Below are 22,527 nucleotides of genomic sequence, written 5' to 3' on the forward strand. Positions count from 1 at the left end.
AGGCTTCTGGAATGACGGTACAGGTCTCCTATGGTAGCGTCCGCAAGAAGAGGCGCAGAAGGTCGGGCGCGGTTATCCGTGTCCAAAGCATATTAATTCACCAAAGCATATTAATTCATAGGAGGCAAGATTAATCATGAAGGCAAAAATTTTGTCAGGGCTTCTTCTCCTTGCTCTGACATTCGCGGCACTTCCGCACGGCGCAGAGGCAGCAGCAAAAACACCGAAGGCCATTGCGGACACGTACACTTTCGACGGCATAACCTACTACAACGTCAACTCACAGAACTTCAACAGCGACAAGAAATTCTACGTTGATGTGAGCTCCACTAAGCACAGTGCTATCGGCGGACGCTCAATCGGAGATCTCTGGCTGATGGCGGCTGCGGGAATGGGAAAAAGTCTAGTGAGAACAGGTTCTGAGGGTATGCCCGATAATTATCTGGCTATACTGAAGCAGTGTATGTTGACCGGCAGCATTCCTCTTAATTCTGGAAACTATAGATACACAACCTCACTTCCGGAATGGAAAAACTACGACAGCGGATATGTAGAGACAAGCGCAATGATTGAGGTACCTGGGCGGAGAATGAAATGAAAAATCCCCTCAGCCTTTTGCGACTGCGGGGACTTTTTTACCTTAACGGGAAAAATTTGCAGCTCGGTTAAGAAATCCCGCGCATGTTCCATTCAGGACTGAGATATTTACCGCGCATAATCCTGTCAACATTGTCATAATCATTCTGAGTCAGAGTCAAATTTTCGGATATTCCCATCCTGCTGCGTATCGCCGTCATAAAGTCATCAGCCGAAATATTTTTCCTCAGAAGCGGCCTGATGTTAGCGATTTTCCCCGAACGCCTCAAAACCTGCGGGATTATTCCCAGCTCCGAGTCAAATAACAGTGTGCCGTGATGAAGGATTCTGCCGTCATGATGATACTGCGCCCCGCCGGAAATTTTGCGCCCGTCAGAAAGAATATCATTATGCCGAAATTCGAGTCTCCTAACGCCCAGCCCCGAAAGAATTTCCATGATTATCCGCGAGAAATGCTCAAGAGTCAGCCTCCTGTCGTCCGCCAAAATAAAGCTGTAATTCACGTTGCCCAAGTCATGATAGACAGCACCGCCCCCGGAATTACGCCGTATGACCTGAATCCCGTTATCCCTCGCAAAGTCCGTGAACACCTCCGACTCGACGGCCTGAAAGCGGCCTATTATCACTGAGGGGGAATTACGCCACAGCATGAAGACATCAGCATCGAGTCCGCAGATATATTCCTCGCAGGCGAGATTGTACGCGGGCGACACTGAGCTGGAGTCAGCAAACTTAATCATAATCCTGAATATCAGGGCGCAGAATCTTCACGGTCTCCTCCGCAAACCAGTCGTAAAACATCGGCTTGACTTCCTGAGTCCGCAAATGTTCAACGCTTGTCCCGATAATGTACATTGGCCGGGCAAGGTCAACAAGATCTTTTCCGTATGACCTTAGAGTCTGAGTCAGCGCGTCAAGCTCCGTGTCTGTGTCTGTTACGAGCGTCAATAGCTTCATCGGCTCTTGTTCCTCCGAGTCCATGTCGAACCATCCCGGAATATATATGCGTCTCTGAAGCGTGAAGAGTATGTGAATTTTTCCGATTAGCGGCAATAACTCTTGAGGCTTCTCCCTGACCTTGTGCGCGAAAATGAGACTCGCATTCACGAACCTGAATATATCCTCTTCAGGCGCGGGCATCTGCCTGTAATGCTCGAAATCATGGTGATGTCTCAGCACAAAATCAACGGTGAAATTTCCGCAGGGTACATGATTCTTTCTGACCCACGAGTCAAGCGCGGGCTGTCCCGGAGCAGGGAGCTTCCTCGCCTCCCAGCCCTTATCGGGAAATTCGGCCATGAACGAGCGCAGATAGTCATTCTCAGGCCACAGGGCTTTGACGCGTCCATTAACCGCAAAATATTCATCATCATTCAGCATTGGCGACAGCGGGAACGTTTCATTAACCGTAAATTCCTTTATGCCCCATTGAGTCATGAATGCCCGGTCAAGAAGCTGTGTCATTCGGTTGATTTCGAGCTGATTATTTGCCGTGTCTGCGTCATTGATGATACGTGTGATTTTGCTGACGGGGACAAAGTTTTCACGCGATAAATTTTCCCGCTCCTGAATGCCCGCCTGCGTAATGATATAGCCATTTCCGAGCCGCAAAATTTTCCCGGAAGCCTCAAGCACCGCGAGGGAGCCGGGATTTTCGCCCGAAAGTCTCACCGTCTCAGCGTCCCAGCAGGGATAATCATCCGAGAACAGCAATAATATATTACTCGTCATCATCAGAATCCGGGCGCAGAATTTTCACAGTCTCATCACAAAACCAGTCGTATATAGTGCGCTTCTGCTCGGTCTGATTCCTGAGATGCTCTATGCTAGTTCCGATGATGAAAAGAGGGTTGACGGGGTTAATCAGCTCACAGCCATATGAACGCAGAGTCCCCGTAAGATTCTCAAGCTCCGACTCCGAGTCCGTAACAAGCGCGAGCAAATGCCAGTCTTCATTCTCGTCGTGGTCAATGTCGAACCAGCCGGGCAGATATATACGCCTCTGCAATGTCAGCAGAATGTGAAGTTTCCCTATGAATGGCAATAAATCTTCAGGCGATTCCGTTACCCTGTGCGCGAAAAGTTGATCCGAGTCGAGAAATTTATACCTGTCGGAGGCTAACTGCGGGTAATTCTTGTAGTGATTGAAATCGGCGCGGCTCCTCATGACAAAATCAACCGTGAATTTTCCGCAGGCAATATTATTCCGTGATGCCCATTCATCGAGTCCCTTTTGACCGGGAGCAGGATATTTCCTCGCGGAGACTCCTACATTCGGGAAGTCAGCAAGAAATTTTTTCACTGTCTCATGCTCTGGCCATGTCGCTATGACTCTTTCACCCTCAAATGCGAAATACTCATCATCATTCAGGAACGGAATTAGCGGGAACGTTTCATTTGTCGTAACTTCCTTTATGCCCCAGTCCGTAACAAATGCCCGGTCCAAAAATTGAGTCATGCGGTTGATTTCGAGAAGCTCACGCGCTTTTGACTCGTCCGTGATAATTTCAGCGGGTGTTACAGGAAGGCACAAATCACGGGCGGCATTCTCGCGGCTAATGACTCCCTTCTGCGTGAGTACGTAGCCTCCTGCAATGGGCAGTAAATCCCCGGACTCGGCAAGAAATTTCAGGGCATCGGGATTCTCGCCTGCGGTTTTCACGGTCTCCCAGTCCCAGCAGGGCAATGAATCTGTGAACAGCAGCAGCAGACTCTCCATGTAATTTTTCCTCCGTTGAATGTTGATGAGGGAATTATATCGCGTATCTTCCCTCACAAAAATAATTCACAGCCTAGCGGAAAACAGAACACAGCCGAAAGCAGGCACGAAATATCAAGCAGCCTCCACGCCTCTATGATGTCGGAAATTTCCGGGTCATTCGCATTCTCGTTCAGGCATGGCCGGGGCTCGAACTTCCCGCCGTATTCCGCGCCTCCTCCCAGCCTCACACCTAACACGCCCGCAAACGCGCTCTCACCGTGTGCGCTGTTGGGACTCTTGTGCTTCAGACGGTCAGACATGAACACCCGCCAAGCCTCCCGGACATTTTTCCCCGTTCTCGTGAAAAGCCCCGCAAGAATTATGATGACACCTCCGAGACGCGCCGGAATGAAATTCATTATGTCGTCAAGTTTTGCTGACGGACTCCCGAATCTGCCGAATGATTCATATCCCAGCATTGAGTCTAATGTGCTTGCTGACTTGAACAGCCACACCGCTATGCACATCCCGTAATCACCGCCGACAGCCCAGCCCACAGCCGCAAAGAATATCACCGACATAACGCCGTCAACAGAATTTTCCGCGACAGTCTCAATCACTGCCCGGATTATTCCCGCCTCATCAAGATTTTCCGTATCGCGCCCGACAACATACGATAAATTTTTCCGCGCCCCGTCAATGTCGTGCTTCATGAGTGAGAGAAATACGGGTAAAGTTTCGTCCTTCAGGTCGCGCCACGCAATGGCCGAGTACAGCAGGTACACTTCAAGAATGACACTGCACCCCGTAACAGAAAGCGCAAGGCATACAGAAAGCCCCGCCGTTATGACCGTCATAATCACAACAGCGAGGCCGCGAATGTATGAGCCTGTATCAGTGAAAAATATTCCGCGCCAGAAATTTATGACATGGCCGAGAAATCTCACAGGGTGAGGAAAGCTCCGCGGGTCTCCTAATATCCCGTCAGAAATAACCGCAAGGCACAATATCAGCGCGAATTTCACGGGCTAATATTCCGGCTCCCCTGTCCTGCCTGCGTAAAGCTCAACGCGGTAAACAGTCCCCTCTTTATCGCCAGGCTCGCGGCGTTCGAGGACTGAGAGAGTCATGTTCCTTCCGTCAAGCTCATATGACAGTATGCTAATCTCCGGGGAATCGTAGGGGGTCTCGCGCATTGTGGGAGTACCCAGCTTTGAGCGTACTTCCGGCTGTGAAAAGTCTATGAGGTCAACGCCGAAAAATTCCCGGCATATCTCGTAGCTGTCTGTCGTGAAAAATACATCCCTGACTCCGTTCCTGCCCTCGATGACTCTGAACTCCGCATTGTCTGTGCTGTAGCTGGTATAGCCGTCTTCCTCTCTGACTGTCCATTTCCCCGGCCTGCTCATGATTCTTCGGCGGGCTTTGACGTAGTTACTGTAGAGATTTGCGGCTGACTTGCTTTTTCCGCCCATTTTGAGACGGATTCCGTTCTGAGGGAGCCAGCCTGATTTGCCGTTCACGCTGACTTTGTACCACAAATAATTATCATCATCACGCACTGCGCTGGGTACGCTGATCCATTTCTGCGGCATTGTGATTTCCTCGCTCCGTGAATCTCTTCCGGCCTTCCTGTAGAGCGTCATATATTCCTCCAAAGGGTAAGCCCATTGTCCTTTTGACGGCGGGACGGGCGCGGAATATGCTGACGAACACATCACGACAGCAAGAATCAACGCGGGCAATAATTTTCGTGCCAAGATTAACACTCCTTTGACGCTGAATTTTTCTGTGAATTATATCTCACTTCACACAGCCAATTCCGCAACCGGCGCACCCTGTCCGGCAGTCTTGAGTCAATTCACCGCTGTATGCTTTGTGCCTTTCACGGAGGAGAAATTCTTTGCTCAGTCCGACATTCACGAAATCCCACGGGAGAGTCTCGGACTCGTTTCTTTCGCGGGTGTAATTCTCCGGGTCAATCCCGCAGTCATTGAACGCCTCAAGCCATCGCTGAAGGTCAAAATATTCCGTCCAACTGTCGAAACACGCGCCCTTCTCCCACGCCCTGAATATCACATCACAGAGCCTTCTGTCCCCGCGTGATAACAATCCTTCAAGATAAGTCTGCTCCGGCTCATGGTAATTCACGGATATATTTCTGTCGTGAACCTGAGACTTTATGCGCCTGCCCTTTTCGCGTAGTTCGTCAATGTCATTCTGACGCTCCCACTGAAACGGGGTATGCGGCTTAGGCACAAATCCCGACACCGATACGCTGACACTTGCCCGCCTGCGTCCCAATGAACGCGCTAATTTCAGCGTCATGTGTGATATTTCGGCTATAGCGTCTAAATCCTCGTCCGTTTCTGTCGGCAGTCCCATCATGAAATACAGCTTGACTCGCTCCCATCCGCGCGAAAATATTTCCGTGAGGCAGGCTGTAATCATGTCTTCCGTTATGCCCTTGTTGATTACGTCCCGGAGCCGCTGAGTCCCGGCTTCAGGCGCGAAAGTTATTCCGCCGTGCTTTGAGCGGAGTCCCTCTAACTTTTCGGCAAGCCCTACAGAAAATCCGTCCATCCGCAGACTTGGGAGGCTCAATTTTGCGTGATGTTCGCTGAGTGTCGGCGAAAGGTCATCAATGAGAGCCTCAATCCCGGAATAATCGCATGACGCGAGCGACAAAAGCCCGGCTTCCTCCCATCCTGTAGACCGTATTATGCTGAGTATTGACTCTGCGGCTTCTGACTCTGGTCGTTCCCTCACAGGACGGTTTACCATTCCCGCTTGGCAGAATCTGCAGCCCCTTCCGCACCCACGGAACAGCTCAACCGCGGCCCGGTCGTGAACGATTCCCACGCTCGGCACTATCATAGAGTCCAGCGTGAAAATATTTTCCGTGTACTGACGTGTAACTTTCCCGCCGATTACAGGAACGTAGCACCCGGCAATCTCTGATACGGCCTTCAGGATTTCGGAACGTGGGCGACCTTTCATGCCATGAATCGCGGCCAATAATCCCGGCAATATCGCTTCAGCCTCGCCCACGCAGAAGACATCCACGAATGCCGACATCACATCAGGGTTATACGCACCGTAGCCCCCGGCGATAACGAGGGGTGAGTCATTTCCGCGCTCTGAGGAATATATACCCAGCCCCGATAGCTGTAACATCGTCAATATATTCGTGTAGCTTGTCTCATGAGGAAGTGTGAAGGCTACAACGTCAAAATCTTTCACGGGCTTTTTTTGTTCTGCTGACGAAAGCGGGATATTGTTCGCCCTCATTAATCCGGCCATGTCAGGCCAGGGACAATAAGCGCGGTCAGCGAGGTAATTTTTTCCCATGCTGTGAATAAATGCCTCTATTATCTGGAAGCCGTAATAGCTCATGCCAGTCTCGTAAACGTCCGGGAACAGCAAGCACACCCGCAATTCTGCCCCGTCCCATGAATTTTTTGCTGACGGTCTCCACTCACTGTAACAATAACGCGACGGCCTCGACACCTGCGACATTAACGCCCATTCAGGCCGGGTAAATTCCTCAAAGTTATACATTAATTTATCACCTGCGACTCAAAAGTCTGCTGCCCTGCGCTTGATTTCCGCTGAAATTATACTTGAGCTTTCTCAATCACGCTTAACTTTCGAGCTTCACGGCGTATTTGTTCCCCGCGAGAAAGAAATTAACCGCGCAAAATCATGGCCGGAGTAGAAAAAGCATAGGGGACAGCAATAACCTTCACGGCTTGCGGTGAAATTGTATCGGTGATATTCTTTCGGCAAAATCACAATCATAATCATAAAGGAAGGTACATCATTGTTGCAGTTTACACACGAAAGCAAATCCATCGAAATCAATAATGCCTCCGCGACTCTTCATGATGTCATAAAATCTCTCGGCCTCGACAGCAAAAAAGTAATCGCGGCAAATTTCAGCGGCGAAATTTCTGACCTCTCACGCACAGTAACAGAAGGCGGCGAAATTTCCCCGGTAACAATTGACTCCCCTGAAGGACTCGAAATCCTCCGGCACTCAACAGCCCACCTTATGGCGCAGGCAGTGCTGAGACTCTACCCCGGCTCACATTTCGGTGTAGGCCCTGCGATAAAGGACGGATTTTATTACGACATTGACGCGACCGCACCAATCACGGAAGAAGACCTGCCCAAGATTGAAGCCGAAATGCGGAAAATTTCAGGCAGGGGCGAACCCGTAACACGCACGGAAATGAACAAGTCTGACGCTCTGAAGCTCTTTGCCGATGACCCCTACAAGACAGAATTAATCACAGATATTGACGCTGATACAGTCTCAGTATACAGGCAGGGCGAATATGCAGACCTTTGCCGCGGGCCTCATGTCCCGGACGCTTCACGCCTGCACAACTTCAAGCTGTTATCCGTAGCGGGGGCATACTGGCGCGGGGACGAACACAACAAAATGCTGACACGCATATACGGAACGGCATTCGCGACTCCCGATGAGCTGAAAGAGTATCTCAAGCGCATTGAGGAAGCCAAGCTCAGAGATCACCGCAAACTCGGAAAAGATTTAGACCTCTTCAGCCTCCACGAGGAAGGCCCCGGATTTCCCTTCTTCCACCCAAAGGGAATGGCCATCATGAACACGCTAATAGATTTCTGGCGGCGCGAGCATATCAGGAGGGGTTACACTGAGATAAAGACACCGCAGATTCTTGACCGCGATTTGTGGATACGTTCGGGACACTGGGAGCATTACCGGGAAAATATGTACGTTACGGAGATTGACGAGAAGCCCTACGCAATCAAGCCGATGAACTGCCCGGGAAGTATTCTCGTCTACAAGACGCAATTACGCAGCTACCGTGATTTGCCGATGAGACTCGCGGAATTGGGTTGCGTCCACCGCCACGAGAAGAGCGGAGTCCTTCACGGCCTTATGCGGGTTCGCTGTTTCACTCAGGACGACTCGCACACGTACATAGAGCCGTCGAAAATCAAAGAGGAAGTACTCGCGATAATGGAGCTTGACCGCTATGTGTACACGGATGTATTCGGCTTCAAGTATACTGTTGAGCTTTCGACCCGCCCTGCTGACTCAATGGGAACTGATGAGCAGTGGAACGAGGCAGAAGCGGCACTGAAGGACGCACTAGAGTCGACAAATACGCCGTACACGATAAATCCGGGGGACGGTGCTTTTTACGGGCCTAAGATTGATTTTCACCTTGAGGACTGCCTCGGACGCACATGGCAGTGCGGAACTATACAGCTTGATTTCCAGCTTCCCGGAAGATTCGATGTAACCTACAGGGGCGATGACGGCGCAGAACACACGCCCGTGTTGATTCACCGCGTTGTATTCGGGAGCATTGAGAGGTTCATGGGAATATTGATCGAGCATTACGCCGGGGCATTCCCGTACTGGCTCGCGCCTGTTCAGGTGAAGATTGTCCCGATTACCGACTCTCACGCAGACTACGCACGCAAACTTCACGAGACCTTCATGGACTGGGGAGTCCGCTCGGAAGTCGACTACAGGAACGAGAAACTTGGCCGCAAGATCCGCGATGCACAGATGCAGAAAGTGCCGTACATGCTTGTTGTCGGGGACAAGGAGAAGGAAGCCGGGACTGTGGGAGTCCGGGAACGCTCAAAGGGTGATTTAGGGAGCATGAGTCTTGAGGCTTTCCGGGAATTGCTGACGAAAGAATTTAACCCGATACACTAAATTTTCACGCTGAGAAAGTTTGTCCCTCCTGTGAGATTTCCGGGAGGGATTTTTTTGTGTACAGGGGCGCAGGTTTGTACTAAAATTTTCAGCATTCAAAAATTTTTACGGAGGCGAAAATCTGATGTCAGCAAAAAGATTCCTCACCGCCTTAACCCCCGCCGCTAATCCTGCTCCTGTGAGGCTGAAATAACAATGACACGAAAAATTAAGTGGAGGCTCTCAGCGGGCAACAGAAAATTCACGCTGACATATGACAGTTTCCGGGAATGTCCGTCTTCTTGTCGCGGCGGAAGGTGAACCCTTCAACCCTCTTGAGGCTCTCGAATCCTAGAATGAACATGATGAAGACTATTACAGGACGCTTATACTTGCCTCGCGGAAAAGGCAGCTTGCTTACACCCGCAGGAACTCGGAAAATGTCGTAACAATAAACCTGCGGATGGAGGAGAGGCAGTTCAGGCTGACTCTTGCGGCCATGATACTGGGAATAATCGCCGGATTCGTGCTGAAGGAATTTGCGCCGGATTCCGTTGTGTCTTTTGTCGACAAGAACATAATCACGAGCATCCGCACAATGTTCCTAAACGCCCTGAATATGATGATAGCCCCCGTTGTATTCTTCTCGATAATCGCGGGAATAACGAGCATGGCGGACGCTTCTGACATAAGCAGGATAGGCGGCAGGCTGATATTGATTTACATGTTCACGACCGTAATCGCCGCTGTTCTCGGAATGTCGTTAAGCTCGGCGGTATTCAGCTCCGGGCTTCCTGTTGTGGGACATCCGGCAGGGGCAGGCTCTGCGGTAAGCGTCTCAGTTGTTGACATGATAGTAGGAATAATCCCGAAAGATTTAATCACGCCCATATTGAAGCGCGACATGCTGCAGATAATATTTGTCGCGTTCCTTTTCGGGGCAACAATAAACATCATGAGGGAAAAAGCATCGCCCCTCCTGAAAGGCGCGGACATCATCAACACGCTGAACCTCAGAATCATAACGGCCATCGCGAAATTCATTCCTCTTGTGGGATTTCTGTCAATGGCTTCGCTTATGCTGAAACTAGGGGCGGACTCTCTGTACCTTCTCGGAAAAGTCATTTTCACACAGATTGCGGGCGGATTAGTGATGATAGGGGTATACACTCTTCTTGTCGTGTTCTTGGGAAAACTTTCCCCGTTGCCGTTCCTGCGGAAGCTGTCAGGATTCGCCCTCACTCCCGCCTCAATGGGAAGCAGCACCGCTACAATGCCCTTCACGATGAAATTCTGCTCTGAGAAAATCGGAGTGTCTCCCGGACTCGCGTCATTCTCGCTTCCGCTGGGCGCAACTGTCAACATGGACGGGAGCTGTATATATTTCCCGATATTTACGGTGATGGCCGCGAAAATGTACGGAGTTGAGACGGATCCGGACTTCTTCATCTCGCTGTTCATTGCGATAATAGCCTTCTCGATAGGCGCACCGGGAGTCCCCGGCGGTGTATTCATATGCCTGACGACTATTATTCAGTCGCTGGGAATGCCTGCGGAGGCCGCCGCTTTTGCGCTTGGAGTCGAGCCGCTTGTGTCGCTGTTCAGGATGACAATAAACGTAATCGGCGACATCGCAGTAACAACAGCCCTCGCCAGCCGTGAAAAATTAATCGACACGAAAATTTACAGCAGTTAGAACCCGAATATTATCCCTACAGCCGCGGACAGCGCAATCCAGACTGTAGGGTGAAATTTTTCCGTGAACTTTACGCCGTGAGTCAGCACAAGGAGAATCACCGCCAGTATTGCCGCCTTCACGTTAAGCGTATTGCTGAAGCTCCCTCCGAAAAACACAACACGCGCAAGAATGAGTCCCGCCGCCGTAATCATGGCCGAGCTTGCCGGGCGAAGTCCGTAAAATGCTCCGAGAACGTATCTATTCTCGTGGAATTTCGACAGGAACGCCGCCACAAGCAAAATCACAATAACGCTCGGTGTAATGAGTCCGATTGTAGCAGTAACAGCACCCGGAATCCCCGCCGTGATATAGCCCGCATATGTCGCCATGTTCACACCGATGGGGCCGGGAGTCGATTCCGAGACCGCTATCATGTCCGCTAAATGTCCGTGAGTGAACCAGCCTGTGCGGTCTGAAATGTCGTAAAGGAACGGAAGAGTCGCCATTCCTCCGCCGACAGCAAATAATCCCGTCTGAAAAAATTCCCAGAACAATTTGATGTAAAGCATTAATTTTTCACCATCACTTTCAGGATTATTCCGGCGAGTCCCGCTATGACAACGAAAATTACGGGCGACACTTTCAGGAATATAGACCCCGCGAGAATAAGCAGGTATATTCCCAGAGTCCAAATGTCAATTATCGACTTGCTGAAGAGTTTTGCTACGGCGTTGAAGATCAAGACGCACACGCAGACACGGACTCCCGCGAAAGCATGAGCTACCAATTCAAGCGAGGAATAAGCCTCAATGACTCCCGCAAGAAGAGTGATTATTACGACTGACGGGAAAACGACTCCCAATGTCGCAACGACTCCGCCCAAATTCCCTGCAACTTTCCGCCCGATGAATGTCCCGACATTTACGGCGATGACTCCGGGCGTGCATTGTCCGAGCGCGTAATAGTCTGCAAGCTCTTCATCTGTTCCCCATTTCTTGTTCTCGACAATCTCGCGCTGCAGTATCGGGAGCATCGCATAGCCTCCGCCGAATGTTACAGCCCCGATTTTCGCGAACGTAACGAACAAGTCAATCAATATCTTCATGCTAATATCCCTTTATGTTTCTCTGCAAGTCCATCATAACGACACAGCCCGGCCTGACGCGCCGGATCACTTTCCGCATGTCTTCTTCAGGAATCGCGGCAAGAAGCAGCGCAAGAACCGTGAAAAATTTTTGCATCGTGAAAAATTCTCCTCTTTGTTAAAATTTAAATTATGATAATCTTAGCATGAAATTTTTTCCGAAAGGCTGATTGTTATTCATGAAGTCAAAAATTGCGCTCTCAATCATCATTTCTCTTTTCTTTTTCTCAGACGCACACGCAGCATCACTCCGCGAAAAATTGCTTGACATTGACGGTGTAATATCCGTTGACGTTGTAGAGCAGAAGACGAAAGTTTTTGCCGAGAAATATATTCTCACTCTCTCACAGCCGGTTGACTGGTCAGACCCGGACTCGGCCATGTTCCCGCAGAGAGTCGAAATCGGTTATCAGTCCGACACAAGCCCGAATGTTTTCTACGTTCCGGGATATTTGCTCTATAACAGTTCATTTCCGAACGATGACCGCCAAGAGATTGTGAAAATGTACAACGCAAACATGATAAAGCCGGAGTACAGATTTTTCGGCAAATCCCTCCCCGAAGGCTTGTCGAACGACTCCACAGATTTATGGCAGCACCTCACGGACGAGAACGCCTCGCATGATTTTCACAGGATAATTTCTGAGCTGAAAGATATTCTGTCGGGAAAATGGGTTTTCGCAGGGGCCAGCAAGGGAGGACAAGCCGCAATGGTATTCGCCTCATATTATCCCGATGACGCGGATATTTACGTGTCGAGCGTTGCTCCTTTCGGTGATGAGACTGACGGGAAATTCACGCGCTATCTTTACGAGGAAATCGGCGATGAGAAATACGGCGCGGAACAGGCAGCAAAATACCGCGCGGAGATTCTCGAATTTCAGGTTGAAGCCGTCAAAAACCGTGAGTACCTGCAAAATTATTTCTGGAATGTAGTCGAGTCAGAAGACATAAAAATGAGGCCGTACGTAACAAAAGAGATACTCTTTGACATGATACTTCTTGAGTTTGCTGTTTCAGTGTGGCAGTACGATCAGAAATTTGACGAGCTTGAGAAAGTGCTTGCAATGCCGCGAGAAGATGACCCGTCAACCGAAATCAACGAGAATCAGAAATTTCTTGACGCGGTAATTCAGCAAATCAAATCCGCAAACGTAAGCCCAAATATTTGGTCAGTGAATTACTTGCTGCCGTATTACATTCAGTCGGCCAAAGAAAACGGCGAGCATGATTATTACTTCACGCATTTGCGGAATGCTCTTGCGTCTGACGGAAGCGGGGCGGCACTTTCTGTTACGCCGGAAATGGAGAAGGATATACTTTTCAGGATGGTATTCACGGATGAGCAGTTCAGCGCGTTCAAATTTTCGCCCGCAACACGTAACAGGGTCTATGATTTTCTCGCATCGACAGACAGAAGAGTCTTAATCCTCTACAGCAAATCGGATCCGTGGTACTCTCTCCATGTCCCGGAATTTGACGATAATCCCAACATTTATTATTTTGCGGACGCGGGGCAGTCTCACAGATTAAGGATTGAGAATATGCCGAATTACATGTTTTACGAAACTGTTGCGCTTCTTGATAATGCCCTCGGCGTGTCGTATTTCAGGGAAGGCAAAGGCACCAGCAGCGGCTGTAATTTCACGGGAGCGGGATTGATTCTGATGATGATATTGCTGACGCGGATTTACCGCCGGAAGTATTTGCACATTTCCGCAAGCACACACGAATTACACGCGGGCTTCTGAGAACGGCACACCGCACGGCCGTGGGCTATCATGTTCACGTGTCCGCCGAGACAGCGCGGTGCAGGCACAATTCCTTCAAGCATACGGGAAATTTCCTCCGGGGATGACTTTTCCGGGGCGATTCCTGTACGGTGTGATATGCGTGTTATGTGGGTGTCGACAGGGAAAGCAGGAAGCCCGAAATCAAACAGGAGAGTACATGCTACAGTCTTTGCGCCGACTCCCGGAAGGGCGCGCAGATATTCGCGGATAAATTCCCGGCCATGACCCGCAAGACTCCGTATAGAGTACTCGCCGAAATCATCATGAATCCTGCTGAGTATCGTTATGATTCGCCCGGCTTTTGTGTGAGCGAGTCCGGCTGTGCGGATAGCGTCCTCAAGTTTTGCGGCTCCTGCTGTCATTACGTCATGCCATGTGGGAAATTTTGCGCGGAGATTTTCATATGCCCGGTCGCGGTTGATGTCGTTCGTATTCTGTGAAAGCACCGTAAGAATAAGCCCGTCGAGAGGCTCAGAATGTCCGAGCTCCGGCGGGTTTTGTTCGTTGCGGTACTGCGTCTCTAATGCGTCAAGAATGCGGATTATCTTGTTCATTTTGTGAGATGTTGCCCTCCTTCCGCGTACACTCCCTCATCTTTTATTACAGACCCCCCTTCCGCTGTCGCTCCCTCCCCCTAATTTAGGGGGGATAAAGGGGGGTCAGAGGGAGGCTGCTGCTTTTTCTTTTTTCGGGGACTGCGTGAAAATCTCTTCTCTAGCCTCATTCCGTCCGACAGCATTTTTTTCAGGCGGGACTTCACTTTTCCGTGTACTGTCTTTTCGCTGAATGAGCCATCCTTGCGCTGTCTTCCTGCTGTTATCCCCGTGAGGATTTCGAGTCCCTCGTCAATATCCTTCACCGCCCACACCGAGAATTTTCCCTCTCTCACTGCGTCAATAACTTCATTGTTCAGCATGAGATGACGAACGTTAGACTCAGGAATCATTACGCCCTGTTCCCCTGTAAGCCCGGAGATTTTGCAGTACTCGTAGAAGCCCTCTATTTTCTCGTTCACTCCTCCGATGGGCTGAACGTTCCCGAACTGGTCAACAGAACCCGTTACGGCTATTCCCTGCTTCAGGGGGAGTCCTGAGAGTGCCGACAGTATGCAGTAAAGCTCCGTTGATGACGCGCTGTCGCCCTCAATCCCGGAATAATTCTGCTCAAACGTTATGTGAGCCGAAAGACTCAACGGCATATCCTGCGCGTATTTCCGTCCCAAGTAGCTCGACAGTATCATGAGGCCCTTGTTGTGAATCGGCCCTGTCATTTTGACCTCGCGCTCAATATTCACAACTCCCTCCTGACCCATGAAGACATTTGCCGTAATTCTTGACGGATGCCCGAAACGGTAATCGCCCAAATCTATAACGCTGAGACCGTTTATCTGCCCGACCTGACTCCCGCTTGTGTCGACACGTATAACACCGTCCCGGAACGCCCGCGATAATTTTTCCTGATACAGTCCGAGCCTGTAATTTCTGTGATGTATCGCCCTCGTTACGTCTGAGCGTGTTACTGTCGCACCTTCCGCCCATGCGCTTGACTCGGTGATTAATTCCCGGAGCCTGCCTGTTTCGACGGATAATAGATTCTGATCTTCCGCCTCGCGCCCTGCCCATTCTATTATTTCTGACAACGCCGGAGCGTCAAAGGGCTTCAGGTTTCTGATTTTCACATACTCAGCAACATAACGTGCCATTTTTCGCTCGTTTGCAGCTGTGCGGGGCATATCGTAGTCAAAGCTGGCCTTAACTTTGAAGATTTTCCCGAACTCAGCATCATAATATTGCAGAAGCTCATATATATACGCTGTCCCGGTCATTATGATTTTGAGGCTGATGGGAATTGCTGACGGCCTCAATGATGATACAGGCAATGCGCCGTACTGCTCGCCGAGATTCTCAATTGAAGCCGAGCCTGTCCGCAGGATTCTTTTGACCGACTCCCACGCCATGAAGTTCATCAATACTTTCTCCGCGTCAAGAACGAGGAATCCCCCGTTGGCCTTGTGGAACGCCCCCGCCAATATCCGCCGGAAGTCTGTGTACAAATATCCCTGATGGCTTTCGTATTCGACACGCCCGGAAAGATTGTAGTATGTCGGATTAGTCTCCCAAATCACCGGCGCACCTTTTGATGGGTCATTGCTGACGAACAAATTAGCCTGGTAGCGCGTGAAGTCAACTTCTGCATTCTCTTCCCTCGCCGCCGTAACGAACGCCCCGAAATTCTCGATGATGTCATCCGTCATTGCGTCAAACCACTTCATGAGAGCGTCATTGCCCGCGTATTTGCCGCGAATCTCGTCCATCACGGGGGAGATTGCTACCCGGCACATGTCCGCGTCAAGCCTGCTGAGTGTCTCTTTCAGGGCCTTCTCCATGTCGCGAATCTCACGCATTCCCGAAACAGTACGCTGTGAGATTTTCTCGCTCTTTGCCTGATACTTTTTCTGCGTCTTGTCGTCAAGTGCTTCATACTCTTCCGGTTTAAGCTCGCGGGTTATGGGTTTGCCGTCCTCGTCCTTGTCTTTGATGAGGGGGATATTCACGAATCCCTGCGGGGTTCTCTTGAGGCTGAAATGTTCACGCTCGGCGCGGGCTTTCAGCTTGTCCATGATTGCCCCGGCTTTCTCCTGAAACTCTTTTATGTGGCGGGCTTTCGTCTCCTCGTACTGGCTCTGCTCAAATGCCCGGCTGATTACTGTCTTCAAGTCCTTCAATAATTCGTCAAGATCATCGGATAACTTTTTCCCTTTTCCGGCTGGAACTGACACCGCGAGAGGCTCACCGGGCTTTGCGAAATTGTAGAGATACAGCCAGTCATCCGGCGCGGGAAGACTCCCGGCCATGTCGTTTAACCGCTCAAGAACATAGCTCGTTCTCCCGCTTCCGGGCTGTCCCACAACAAATATATTGTAGCCGCGACCGTCAACCCTCAAGCCGAACTCCATCGACTCAAAGGCTCTCTGCTGTCCGATTAAAGGCTCAGGCTTTCGGGATTTCGTCAAGGGTATATCGTCTGTCGTTGAAATTTTCCATGTCTCTGAAGGCTTAACCTTCCTCAGTTTTTCGGGTAATAATTTATTCGTCAAATCGTTCTCCTATTCTGTAAGGCATTTATTCGCCGCTAATGTCTCTATCACTGACTCGTCGTCAGCCTCCATCATAATACCGCTCATTCTCTCATACTCCTCATATCCGCCGAAAGCGTCAAGGACATCAAGCATATATTCCCGCTCCCGGCCGTCAAATCTGTTTGTCAGAAGCCCGAAAAGCGCAGTACCCCGCGTGAACCATTCCCGGAAATCGTCGGACATGTTCACGACATCAGAATATATCAGCGCGAAATCAAAATCCCCGTTGTCGTCTCCGTCTTCCGGCTCTCCGTAATATCCCAGCATGTAGAACGGGACATCAGGCGCAATAATCAGAGCGTCCCAGAACATATTAGCGCAGAGAGATTTATTGCCGGAAGTCATCCACGCCGCAATCAGCCGCGAATACGCCCAAGCAAGCCCGTGTGTTTCGTCCTTCATCGTGAGGGCTAATATCTTCTGCCATTTACACAGCCCGATTAACGCACGGTAATGCAGGGACTTTATATCGTCCTCGCTGTCGGGGTCATTAAGGGACTTCATTGCCGACTCACACGCCGCGAGCATGGCCGGGAAATTCCGCATGATGAGATAGGTATATGCCAGTCTGTAATTCACCGAGAACGATAAATCTTCCTTTTCGCCGGGCTGATAGTTTCTCTCATCGTCAAGGGACTTCAGTGCGCGCAGAAGGGTATTCATTCGTTCGCCGTCCGAGTCTGTGTTGTCTGCGATGATGATTAGTGCCTCTGTGCATTCGGGGACAGCCTCAAGGACTTTCCGCGCCAATGATACCGCCTTTGTGCTTGTGGGACTGTTCCACGCCTCATTGAGGAGGTCTGCTGTTCTGTCGTCATACATGGCTAATCAACGTCCCATTGCCCCTCGTTGCGGGTAGGTTCCTGCGGGCCTGTGTTGGTCTCTGTTGTCGTGCTGGTCTCGCTGATTGTCGTTGTGGCTGACTCCTGAATGTCGCGCCCTCCGTCATAGCCGTATGCTTTGAGGCTGTCGAGAATCACGCGCCCTCCCCATATAAGTCCCCACTGCCGCGCAAGGTCTGCCACTTCTACAGGTTCTCCGCCGTAATAGTATGCATTATTTTTCCTGAGACGGTTAGCTACCCACGGACCAATGCGCTTTATCATCTGATAGGTGTATTCGCCAGGGCGGGGTTCAAACCTGTGCCATTTGTCGCCGAGCCATATATATATCCCCGGCCTTTGTGTGTGCCATGCTATTATCGTGTTCATGTAATCGGTATTGAGCCAGCCCATTCGGTTTATGCGCTTTCTGCGTATGCTGAGAAAATCCGGGCTGTCGAGCTTTCTGCCCCAGCTCCATACCGCCGCAATCCTCGCAAGCCCGGGAACACGCCCCGGAATCACTGAGCCTACGAGAATATTTGTCGGGGAAATTGCGCCGTCAATGCCTAACTGCCCGTATACCCATCTGTTTTCGGCAATCTGCGCCACGGGGAAGCCGTCAAATGTCGCGTACCATCCCGCAGGAAGGTCAGCAGGCCGCCATATCTCGAAATTCATCGCGTAAGCCTTCTGATATGCCGACATTACCGCCCCGCCGTATGACCTCGCCCCCTCAAGTATCACTCCGCCCGGACGGACTGTGAGTCTTTCAGCTCCGTGCGAAGGCTGTATCAGTGCCATAATGACAGCAGAAATTATCACCGCCGTTTTTATTCGCGAGGATAACAAAATTTTTCACCTGCTCTTGCTGTTATTGTGTGTGATTTTTCCCGCGTATTATAGCAAAAATATAGCCCCCTCATGTTTCAGAGAGGGCAGAATATTTCAGGGTATGTTATTGCTATTTCACCCACTCGTTTTCTTTGTGCTTGGGTGATTTCGCTTTGGCCTTCCTGCTTTGTGATTTGCCTGATGATGATTTGACTTCTTTGCGCTCTTTTACTTCCTTTGCTTTTTCTTGGAGGTGCTGAAGTCTTCTGTCTGTCGGCGGATGTGAGTTGAACCCGTCAGGCTGTGTAATGTATTTGTGATCCTTAAACGCCTTCATTGCCCTGTAAAGGCCGTAGGGGTCATAGCCGGCTCTCCTGAGAAGCTCTGTGCCGTAGTCGTCCGCTTCAACTTCCTGCCCACGCGAGAATCCGCTCTCAGCAAGATTCGCGCCTATCTGCCCGGCTGTCTGCGCCGCGACTCCGCCTATGCCGCCGATTCTCCCAAGAAGGGCACCGAGAATATTCCAGCCCACAGCCCGGGAGACTCCCTTGCTGTAATGTCCGAGTCTAACATGGCCGATTTCATGACCGAGTACCCCGGCTATTTCGTCCTCGGCGTTAAGTATTTTCATTAGCCCGGTCGTAACGTGGACGCTGTAATTTTTCTCCGACTGGAATCTTACCCAAGCATTTGGCGAGTCCTGCTTCTCGTAGTTTATCGGCACTTCCTTGAATCCGTCAGCCTTGGCGATTCTCCTCCATGCCGACGCTACAATGTCCTTTGAGATTTCAGCATGGGCGCATGTGCATGACAACGCCGCAAATATTATCGCCGCAAAAATTTTACGCATGATTATCACCTTGCCTTCCTGTATTTTTCCGCGAAAGACGCGAGATTCTTCAGCCTGTCATCTGTGGCCGGGTGTGTGCTGAACCAGTTTGCGATTCCTGACTGCGTGCCGTAGCCGTTATCCCTAAAGGCTTTCATGGCATTGTAGAGTCCCATGGGATTATATCCGGCTTTCACGAGAAGTTTCACGCCGTACTCGTCCGACTCTGTCTCCTGCTTCCTGCTGAAACCGTTTTCCGCCAGGTTCATGCCGATGTTGCCGACTGTCTGAGTGATTTTCCCTGTCTTTCTTTCGAGAATTTTTCCGGCGACTGACCAGCCTATATTGCGGAGTCTTCCTTTTGTGTAATGCCCTAGTCTTACGTGCCCTATCTCGTGTCCCCAGATGCCTGCCATTTCGTCCTCAGTCGTAAGAATCTTCATTAGCCCGGTTGTTACGTGAATGGTGTAGTCATCTTTCGACTTGAACGCGACCCAGGCATTCGGCGAGCTGTCATTCTCGTAATTTATCGGGACTGCCTTGAAGCTGTCAGCCTTTGCGATTCGTGTGAACGCTGATTCTACTGTCTTCTTTGAGATTTCAGCATGGGCGCACGAAAACATAACCGCAAGAATCATCACGGCCATTAAAATTTTGCGCGTCATAAAAATATCCTCCTTTGCACTGGGATAAAAGCACCGTAATTTTACAGCAATCAACAGCTGGTGAAAATGTCAGGAAAGATTCGCGGCTCACAAAAAAAATCCCCCCGCCGTAATGACAGGGGGACAGGTTATATTTCTGTTACAGCGGAGTAACTCCCAGCACTATGCAGGCCGCAATAGCAAGAATGCTGACTCCCCAGATCCACGCAAGCGAGTACTTGATGTGTTCGCCCACGTCAATCTCAAGAAGTCCGAGACCAAGATACATGGCCGGGCTTAACGGGCTAATCATGACTCCGACGTTCTCAGCTACGAGCAACACGCACGCGACATCCATCGGGTTCACGCCGAACTGCGACGCGATTCCCACAACGACAGGAAGAAGCCCAAAGTAGAATGAATCCGTACCCAAGCACATAATCAGAGGCACCGCGAAACATGCCACGATGAAATGCGTATAGCGTCCGAGATCCGGCGGGATTACCGTAACGACAGCAGAGGCCATAGCGTTAAGCATTCCCGTACCGCTCAATACGCCCGTGAAAATTCCGGCCGCGAACAGCGTTACAACCATCGACATTGCCGCAACGCCGTAATTCTTGAGCTTGCCATTCTGCTCCTTCAGGCTCTTGATGTTGAACGGGAGAGTCAATGCAAGCGCAAGCATGAATGTGTACGCAGGGTTAAGCAGACCCATCATAAGCACAGCGATAACCGCAACGACTACAAGGAAGTTCCAATACTGAAGAGCCGTTGACACTTTCGGCTTGTCGTCTTTCACTTCCGCGGCTGTATCCTCGACGGCTGAGTCGTCAGCGGTGAGTCCGAGCTTCTTTATTCTCCTCTTCTGTATACCGCTCTGGAGGAACGCCACCACGAACGTAACCACAAGCATAAATCCCTGAACCGGTAACAGTCTGTGCCAAAGAATATTGGGATCTGTCTCAAGCACTGTCGCCGCTCTGATTGTCGGGCCGCCCCACGGACATACGTTCATTACGCCGATTGCAACGCACACGAGCATCATCAATGCGCGGTTGTCCATCTTCAGCTTCTTGAACAGCGGAAGCATTGCCGTTATTGTGATGATGAATGTTGTTGCGCCGGAGCCGTCAAGATGTCCGATTACCGCAACGGCAGCTGTGGCCAGCAATACGAGTGTTACGTTTGTTCCGGCCTTCTTGATGAGGAAATTCACAACGGGGTCAAAGACTCCCTGATCCGACATCAGCGAGAAGAACGAAATCGAGAACACGAAAAGCGACACGGTAGATACCATTTTGCTTATGCCGGAAGCCGCGAACTTGTTGATGACAAGCGGGTCAAATCCTGCGATTAATGCCGCGATTGTCGGAAGGAGTATAAACGCGATCGGAGGGATGACAATCTTCTTGATGAGGCAGATGATGAGAACGAGTACCATCAGGAATCCGATTGTCGCAAGTTTCGGTGAGGGTTTCGCCGCGGATTTGGCAGCTTTTGAGTCCTTTGCGGCGGGCTTGAGCATGTCGGTGAATGTCTTGTACTCGTCAGCCATGATTTTCTGATACTCTTCTGTTGACGCGAATCCGGGACGCTCGTCATATCCTCCGCGAATCAGGAACTCTCTCCATGCCTCTGTCTTTGTGGCTTCCTCAATTGCTTTGGCCATTGCGTCAATTGCGGGCTGAGGTGTTCCCTTCTTGGCGAAAATTCCCCTCTCAGGCCCTAAGAAAGCATTAATCCCGATTTCGCCGGAAGCCTGGACATTAGGATAACGCCTCATCGGATTCCGTGAAAGCACAAGGAGCGGGACAATATCCCCGGTGGCTATGAGGTCTTCAATCTCATCTGTTCCCGTAATCATAAGGTCGATCTGTCCTGCTTTGAGAGCGTCATTCATTCCTGCACCTGAAGGGTAAGAGACTTCAAGAACATTCAGACCCTCAAGAGCCTGCCTCATCGATATTCCGTCAATGCCTGTGCTTGTGAGCATTCCGACGCTTACGCTGAACGGGTGAGACTTCACGAAATCGCGTAACTCCGTGAAATTCGTGTAGCCGCGCTCCTCCATTGCCTTGCGCGAGGCCGCAATAATGTTGATGGCGTTCACGAGACGGGCGACCGGGACAAACTCATCCCTGAACTTGAAGGGCATTGCCCCCTGTACATCCATCGCGAAAAGGCTCTGAGTCCCAAGCATGAACGTATAGCCGTCCGCTTCTCTTCCGCGTGTGAATGATGCTCCGTTTACGCCGCCCCCGCCTGTGATGTTGGCGACTTCAATCTCCTGGCCTGTGGCTTCCTTCAGGAGAGGCACTAAAGCGCGGAGGGTTGAGTCTGCTCCGCCTCCCTCGCCCCAGGGGCATACGATGATGATTTTGCGGTCGAACTTCCACGCCGACGATGCCGGAGTCGCTTCGTCAGCCGCGAAACATGCGCCGAAAATCGACAGCGTGAAAAGTGCAGTGAGTACTACAAATGCAAAACGCTTCAACGGTGTTTCCTCCTCATAAAATTTTTTGTGGATGAGGATATTATAGCGGATTAACGGCCTCATAGCTATTATCATAATTACCAGTATTGCGGATTTTTACATCTGCGACTCCATCGGCAGATTTCTGAAGCGCATTGCCCTAGCCGTGTACA

General features: G+C 50.6%; 19 protein-coding genes. 4 read left to right on the forward strand and 15 right to left on the reverse strand.

Going from position 1 to position 22,527, the window contains the following annotated elements; all coding sequences use genetic code 11:
- Nucleotides 1-136: 136 nt before the first annotated feature.
- Nucleotides 137-598, forward strand: coding sequence for a hypothetical protein (locus tag IKQ95_04045; protein ID MBR4195866.1), 462 nt, complete (start codon nucleotides 137-139; stop codon nucleotides 596-598).
- Between the two features lie 67 nt (nucleotides 599-665).
- Here the strand turns inward: IKQ95_04045 and IKQ95_04050 are convergent, their stop codons facing one another.
- Genes IKQ95_04050 through IKQ95_04075 form a run of 6 tightly spaced genes read right to left on the reverse strand, consistent with a single transcriptional unit; the run spans nucleotide 666 to nucleotide 6,859 of the window.
- A complete protein-coding gene (locus IKQ95_04050; GenBank protein MBR4195867.1) occupies nucleotides 666-1,337 on the reverse strand; it encodes a lipoate--protein ligase family protein in 672 nt (223 codons plus the stop codon).
- The gene (locus IKQ95_04055; protein ID MBR4195868.1) at nucleotides 1,330-2,331 is read right to left on the reverse strand and encodes a hypothetical protein; all 1,002 of its coding nucleotides are present in this window, start codon (nucleotides 2,329-2,331) and stop codon (nucleotides 1,330-1,332) included. Before IKQ95_04055 ends, IKQ95_04050 begins: the two co-directional genes overlap by 8 nt.
- Nucleotides 2,318-3,316 (reverse strand): hypothetical protein, encoded by a 999-nt coding sequence (locus tag IKQ95_04060; GenBank protein ID MBR4195869.1) that lies wholly within the window; start codon nucleotides 3,314-3,316, stop codon nucleotides 2,318-2,320. Before IKQ95_04060 ends, IKQ95_04055 begins: the two co-directional genes overlap by 14 nt.
- Nucleotides 3,317-3,369: 53 nt before the next feature.
- Nucleotides 3,370-4,323 carry a cobalamin biosynthesis protein CobD gene (gene cobD / locus IKQ95_04065; GenBank protein ID MBR4195870.1) on the reverse strand — a complete coding sequence of 318 codons (954 nt, stop codon included), beginning with the start codon at nucleotides 4,321-4,323 and terminating at the stop codon, nucleotides 3,370-3,372.
- 3 nt (nucleotides 4,324-4,326) lie between these two features.
- A complete protein-coding gene (locus IKQ95_04070; protein MBR4195871.1) occupies nucleotides 4,327-5,058 on the reverse strand; it encodes a hypothetical protein in 732 nt (243 codons plus the stop codon).
- Between the two features lie 43 nt (nucleotides 5,059-5,101).
- The gene (locus IKQ95_04075) at nucleotides 5,102-6,859 is read right to left on the reverse strand and encodes a radical SAM protein (protein ID MBR4195872.1); all 1,758 of its coding nucleotides are present in this window, start codon (nucleotides 6,857-6,859) and stop codon (nucleotides 5,102-5,104) included.
- Nucleotides 6,860-7,151: 292 nt separating this feature from the next.
- On the opposite strand from IKQ95_04075, the gene thrS reads away from it, so the two are divergent.
- Both thrS and IKQ95_04085 read left to right on the forward strand, forming a co-directional pair.
- The gene (gene thrS / locus IKQ95_04080) at nucleotides 7,152-9,017 is read left to right on the forward strand and encodes a threonine--tRNA ligase (GenBank protein MBR4195873.1); all 1,866 of its coding nucleotides are present in this window, start codon (nucleotides 7,152-7,154) and stop codon (nucleotides 9,015-9,017) included.
- Nucleotides 9,018-9,459: 442 nt separating this feature from the next.
- Nucleotides 9,460-10,692 carry a dicarboxylate/amino acid:cation symporter gene (locus tag IKQ95_04085; GenBank protein ID MBR4195874.1) on the forward strand — a complete coding sequence of 411 codons (1,233 nt, stop codon included), beginning with the start codon at nucleotides 9,460-9,462 and terminating at the stop codon, nucleotides 10,690-10,692.
- Here the strand turns inward: IKQ95_04085 and IKQ95_04090 are convergent.
- Nucleotides 10,689-11,243, reverse strand: a complete 555-nt coding sequence (locus IKQ95_04090; protein MBR4195875.1) for a chromate transporter — start codon at nucleotides 11,241-11,243, stop codon at nucleotides 10,689-10,691. The two genes, IKQ95_04085 and IKQ95_04090, sit on opposite strands and share 4 nt — an antisense overlap.
- Nucleotides 11,243-11,779, reverse strand: coding sequence for a chromate transporter (locus IKQ95_04095; GenBank protein MBR4195876.1), 537 nt, complete (start codon nucleotides 11,777-11,779; stop codon nucleotides 11,243-11,245). Before IKQ95_04095 ends, IKQ95_04090 begins: the two co-directional genes overlap by 1 nt.
- A 218-nt stretch (nucleotides 11,780-11,997) precedes the next feature.
- Here IKQ95_04095 and IKQ95_04100 point away from each other — a divergent pair, with 218 nt between their 5' ends.
- The gene (locus tag IKQ95_04100) at nucleotides 11,998-13,569 is read left to right on the forward strand and encodes a hypothetical protein (protein ID MBR4195877.1); all 1,572 of its coding nucleotides are present in this window, start codon (nucleotides 11,998-12,000) and stop codon (nucleotides 13,567-13,569) included.
- On the opposite strand, the gene IKQ95_04105 is transcribed toward IKQ95_04100, so the two are convergent.
- From IKQ95_04105 to IKQ95_04135, 7 genes are all read right to left on the reverse strand, one after another.
- Entirely contained in the window at nucleotides 13,509-14,165 is a 657-nt protein-coding gene (locus tag IKQ95_04105; protein ID MBR4195878.1) for an endonuclease III, read from the reverse strand. The two genes, IKQ95_04100 and IKQ95_04105, sit on opposite strands and share 61 nt — an antisense overlap.
- 80 nt (nucleotides 14,166-14,245) lie before the next feature.
- A complete protein-coding gene (locus IKQ95_04110) occupies nucleotides 14,246-16,567 on the reverse strand; it encodes an AAA family ATPase (GenBank protein MBR4195879.1) in 2,322 nt (773 codons plus the stop codon).
- Between the two features lie 150 nt (nucleotides 16,568-16,717).
- Nucleotides 16,718-17,572, reverse strand: a complete 855-nt coding sequence (locus IKQ95_04115) for a hypothetical protein (protein ID MBR4195880.1) — start codon at nucleotides 17,570-17,572, stop codon at nucleotides 16,718-16,720.
- A 2-nt stretch (nucleotides 17,573-17,574) separates the two neighbouring features.
- Nucleotides 17,575-18,423, reverse strand: a complete 849-nt coding sequence (locus tag IKQ95_04120; GenBank protein MBR4195881.1) for a hypothetical protein — start codon at nucleotides 18,421-18,423, stop codon at nucleotides 17,575-17,577.
- A 112-nt stretch (nucleotides 18,424-18,535) separates the two neighbouring features.
- Nucleotides 18,536-19,255, reverse strand: coding sequence for a M48 family metallopeptidase (locus IKQ95_04125; GenBank protein MBR4195882.1), 720 nt, complete (start codon nucleotides 19,253-19,255; stop codon nucleotides 18,536-18,538).
- Between the two features lie 5 nt (nucleotides 19,256-19,260).
- Nucleotides 19,261-19,899: a M48 family metallopeptidase gene (locus tag IKQ95_04130; protein MBR4195883.1), complete on the reverse strand. Its 639-nt coding sequence runs from the start codon at nucleotides 19,897-19,899 to the stop codon at nucleotides 19,261-19,263.
- Between the two features lie 139 nt (nucleotides 19,900-20,038).
- The gene (locus tag IKQ95_04135; GenBank protein ID MBR4195884.1) at nucleotides 20,039-22,375 is read right to left on the reverse strand and encodes a hypothetical protein; all 2,337 of its coding nucleotides are present in this window, start codon (nucleotides 22,373-22,375) and stop codon (nucleotides 20,039-20,041) included.
- Nucleotides 22,376-22,527 lie beyond the last annotated feature (152 nt).

It is taken from the genome of Synergistaceae bacterium (assembly GCA_017540085.1).
GTDB lineage: Bacteria > Synergistota > Synergistia > Synergistales > Aminobacteriaceae > JAFUXM01.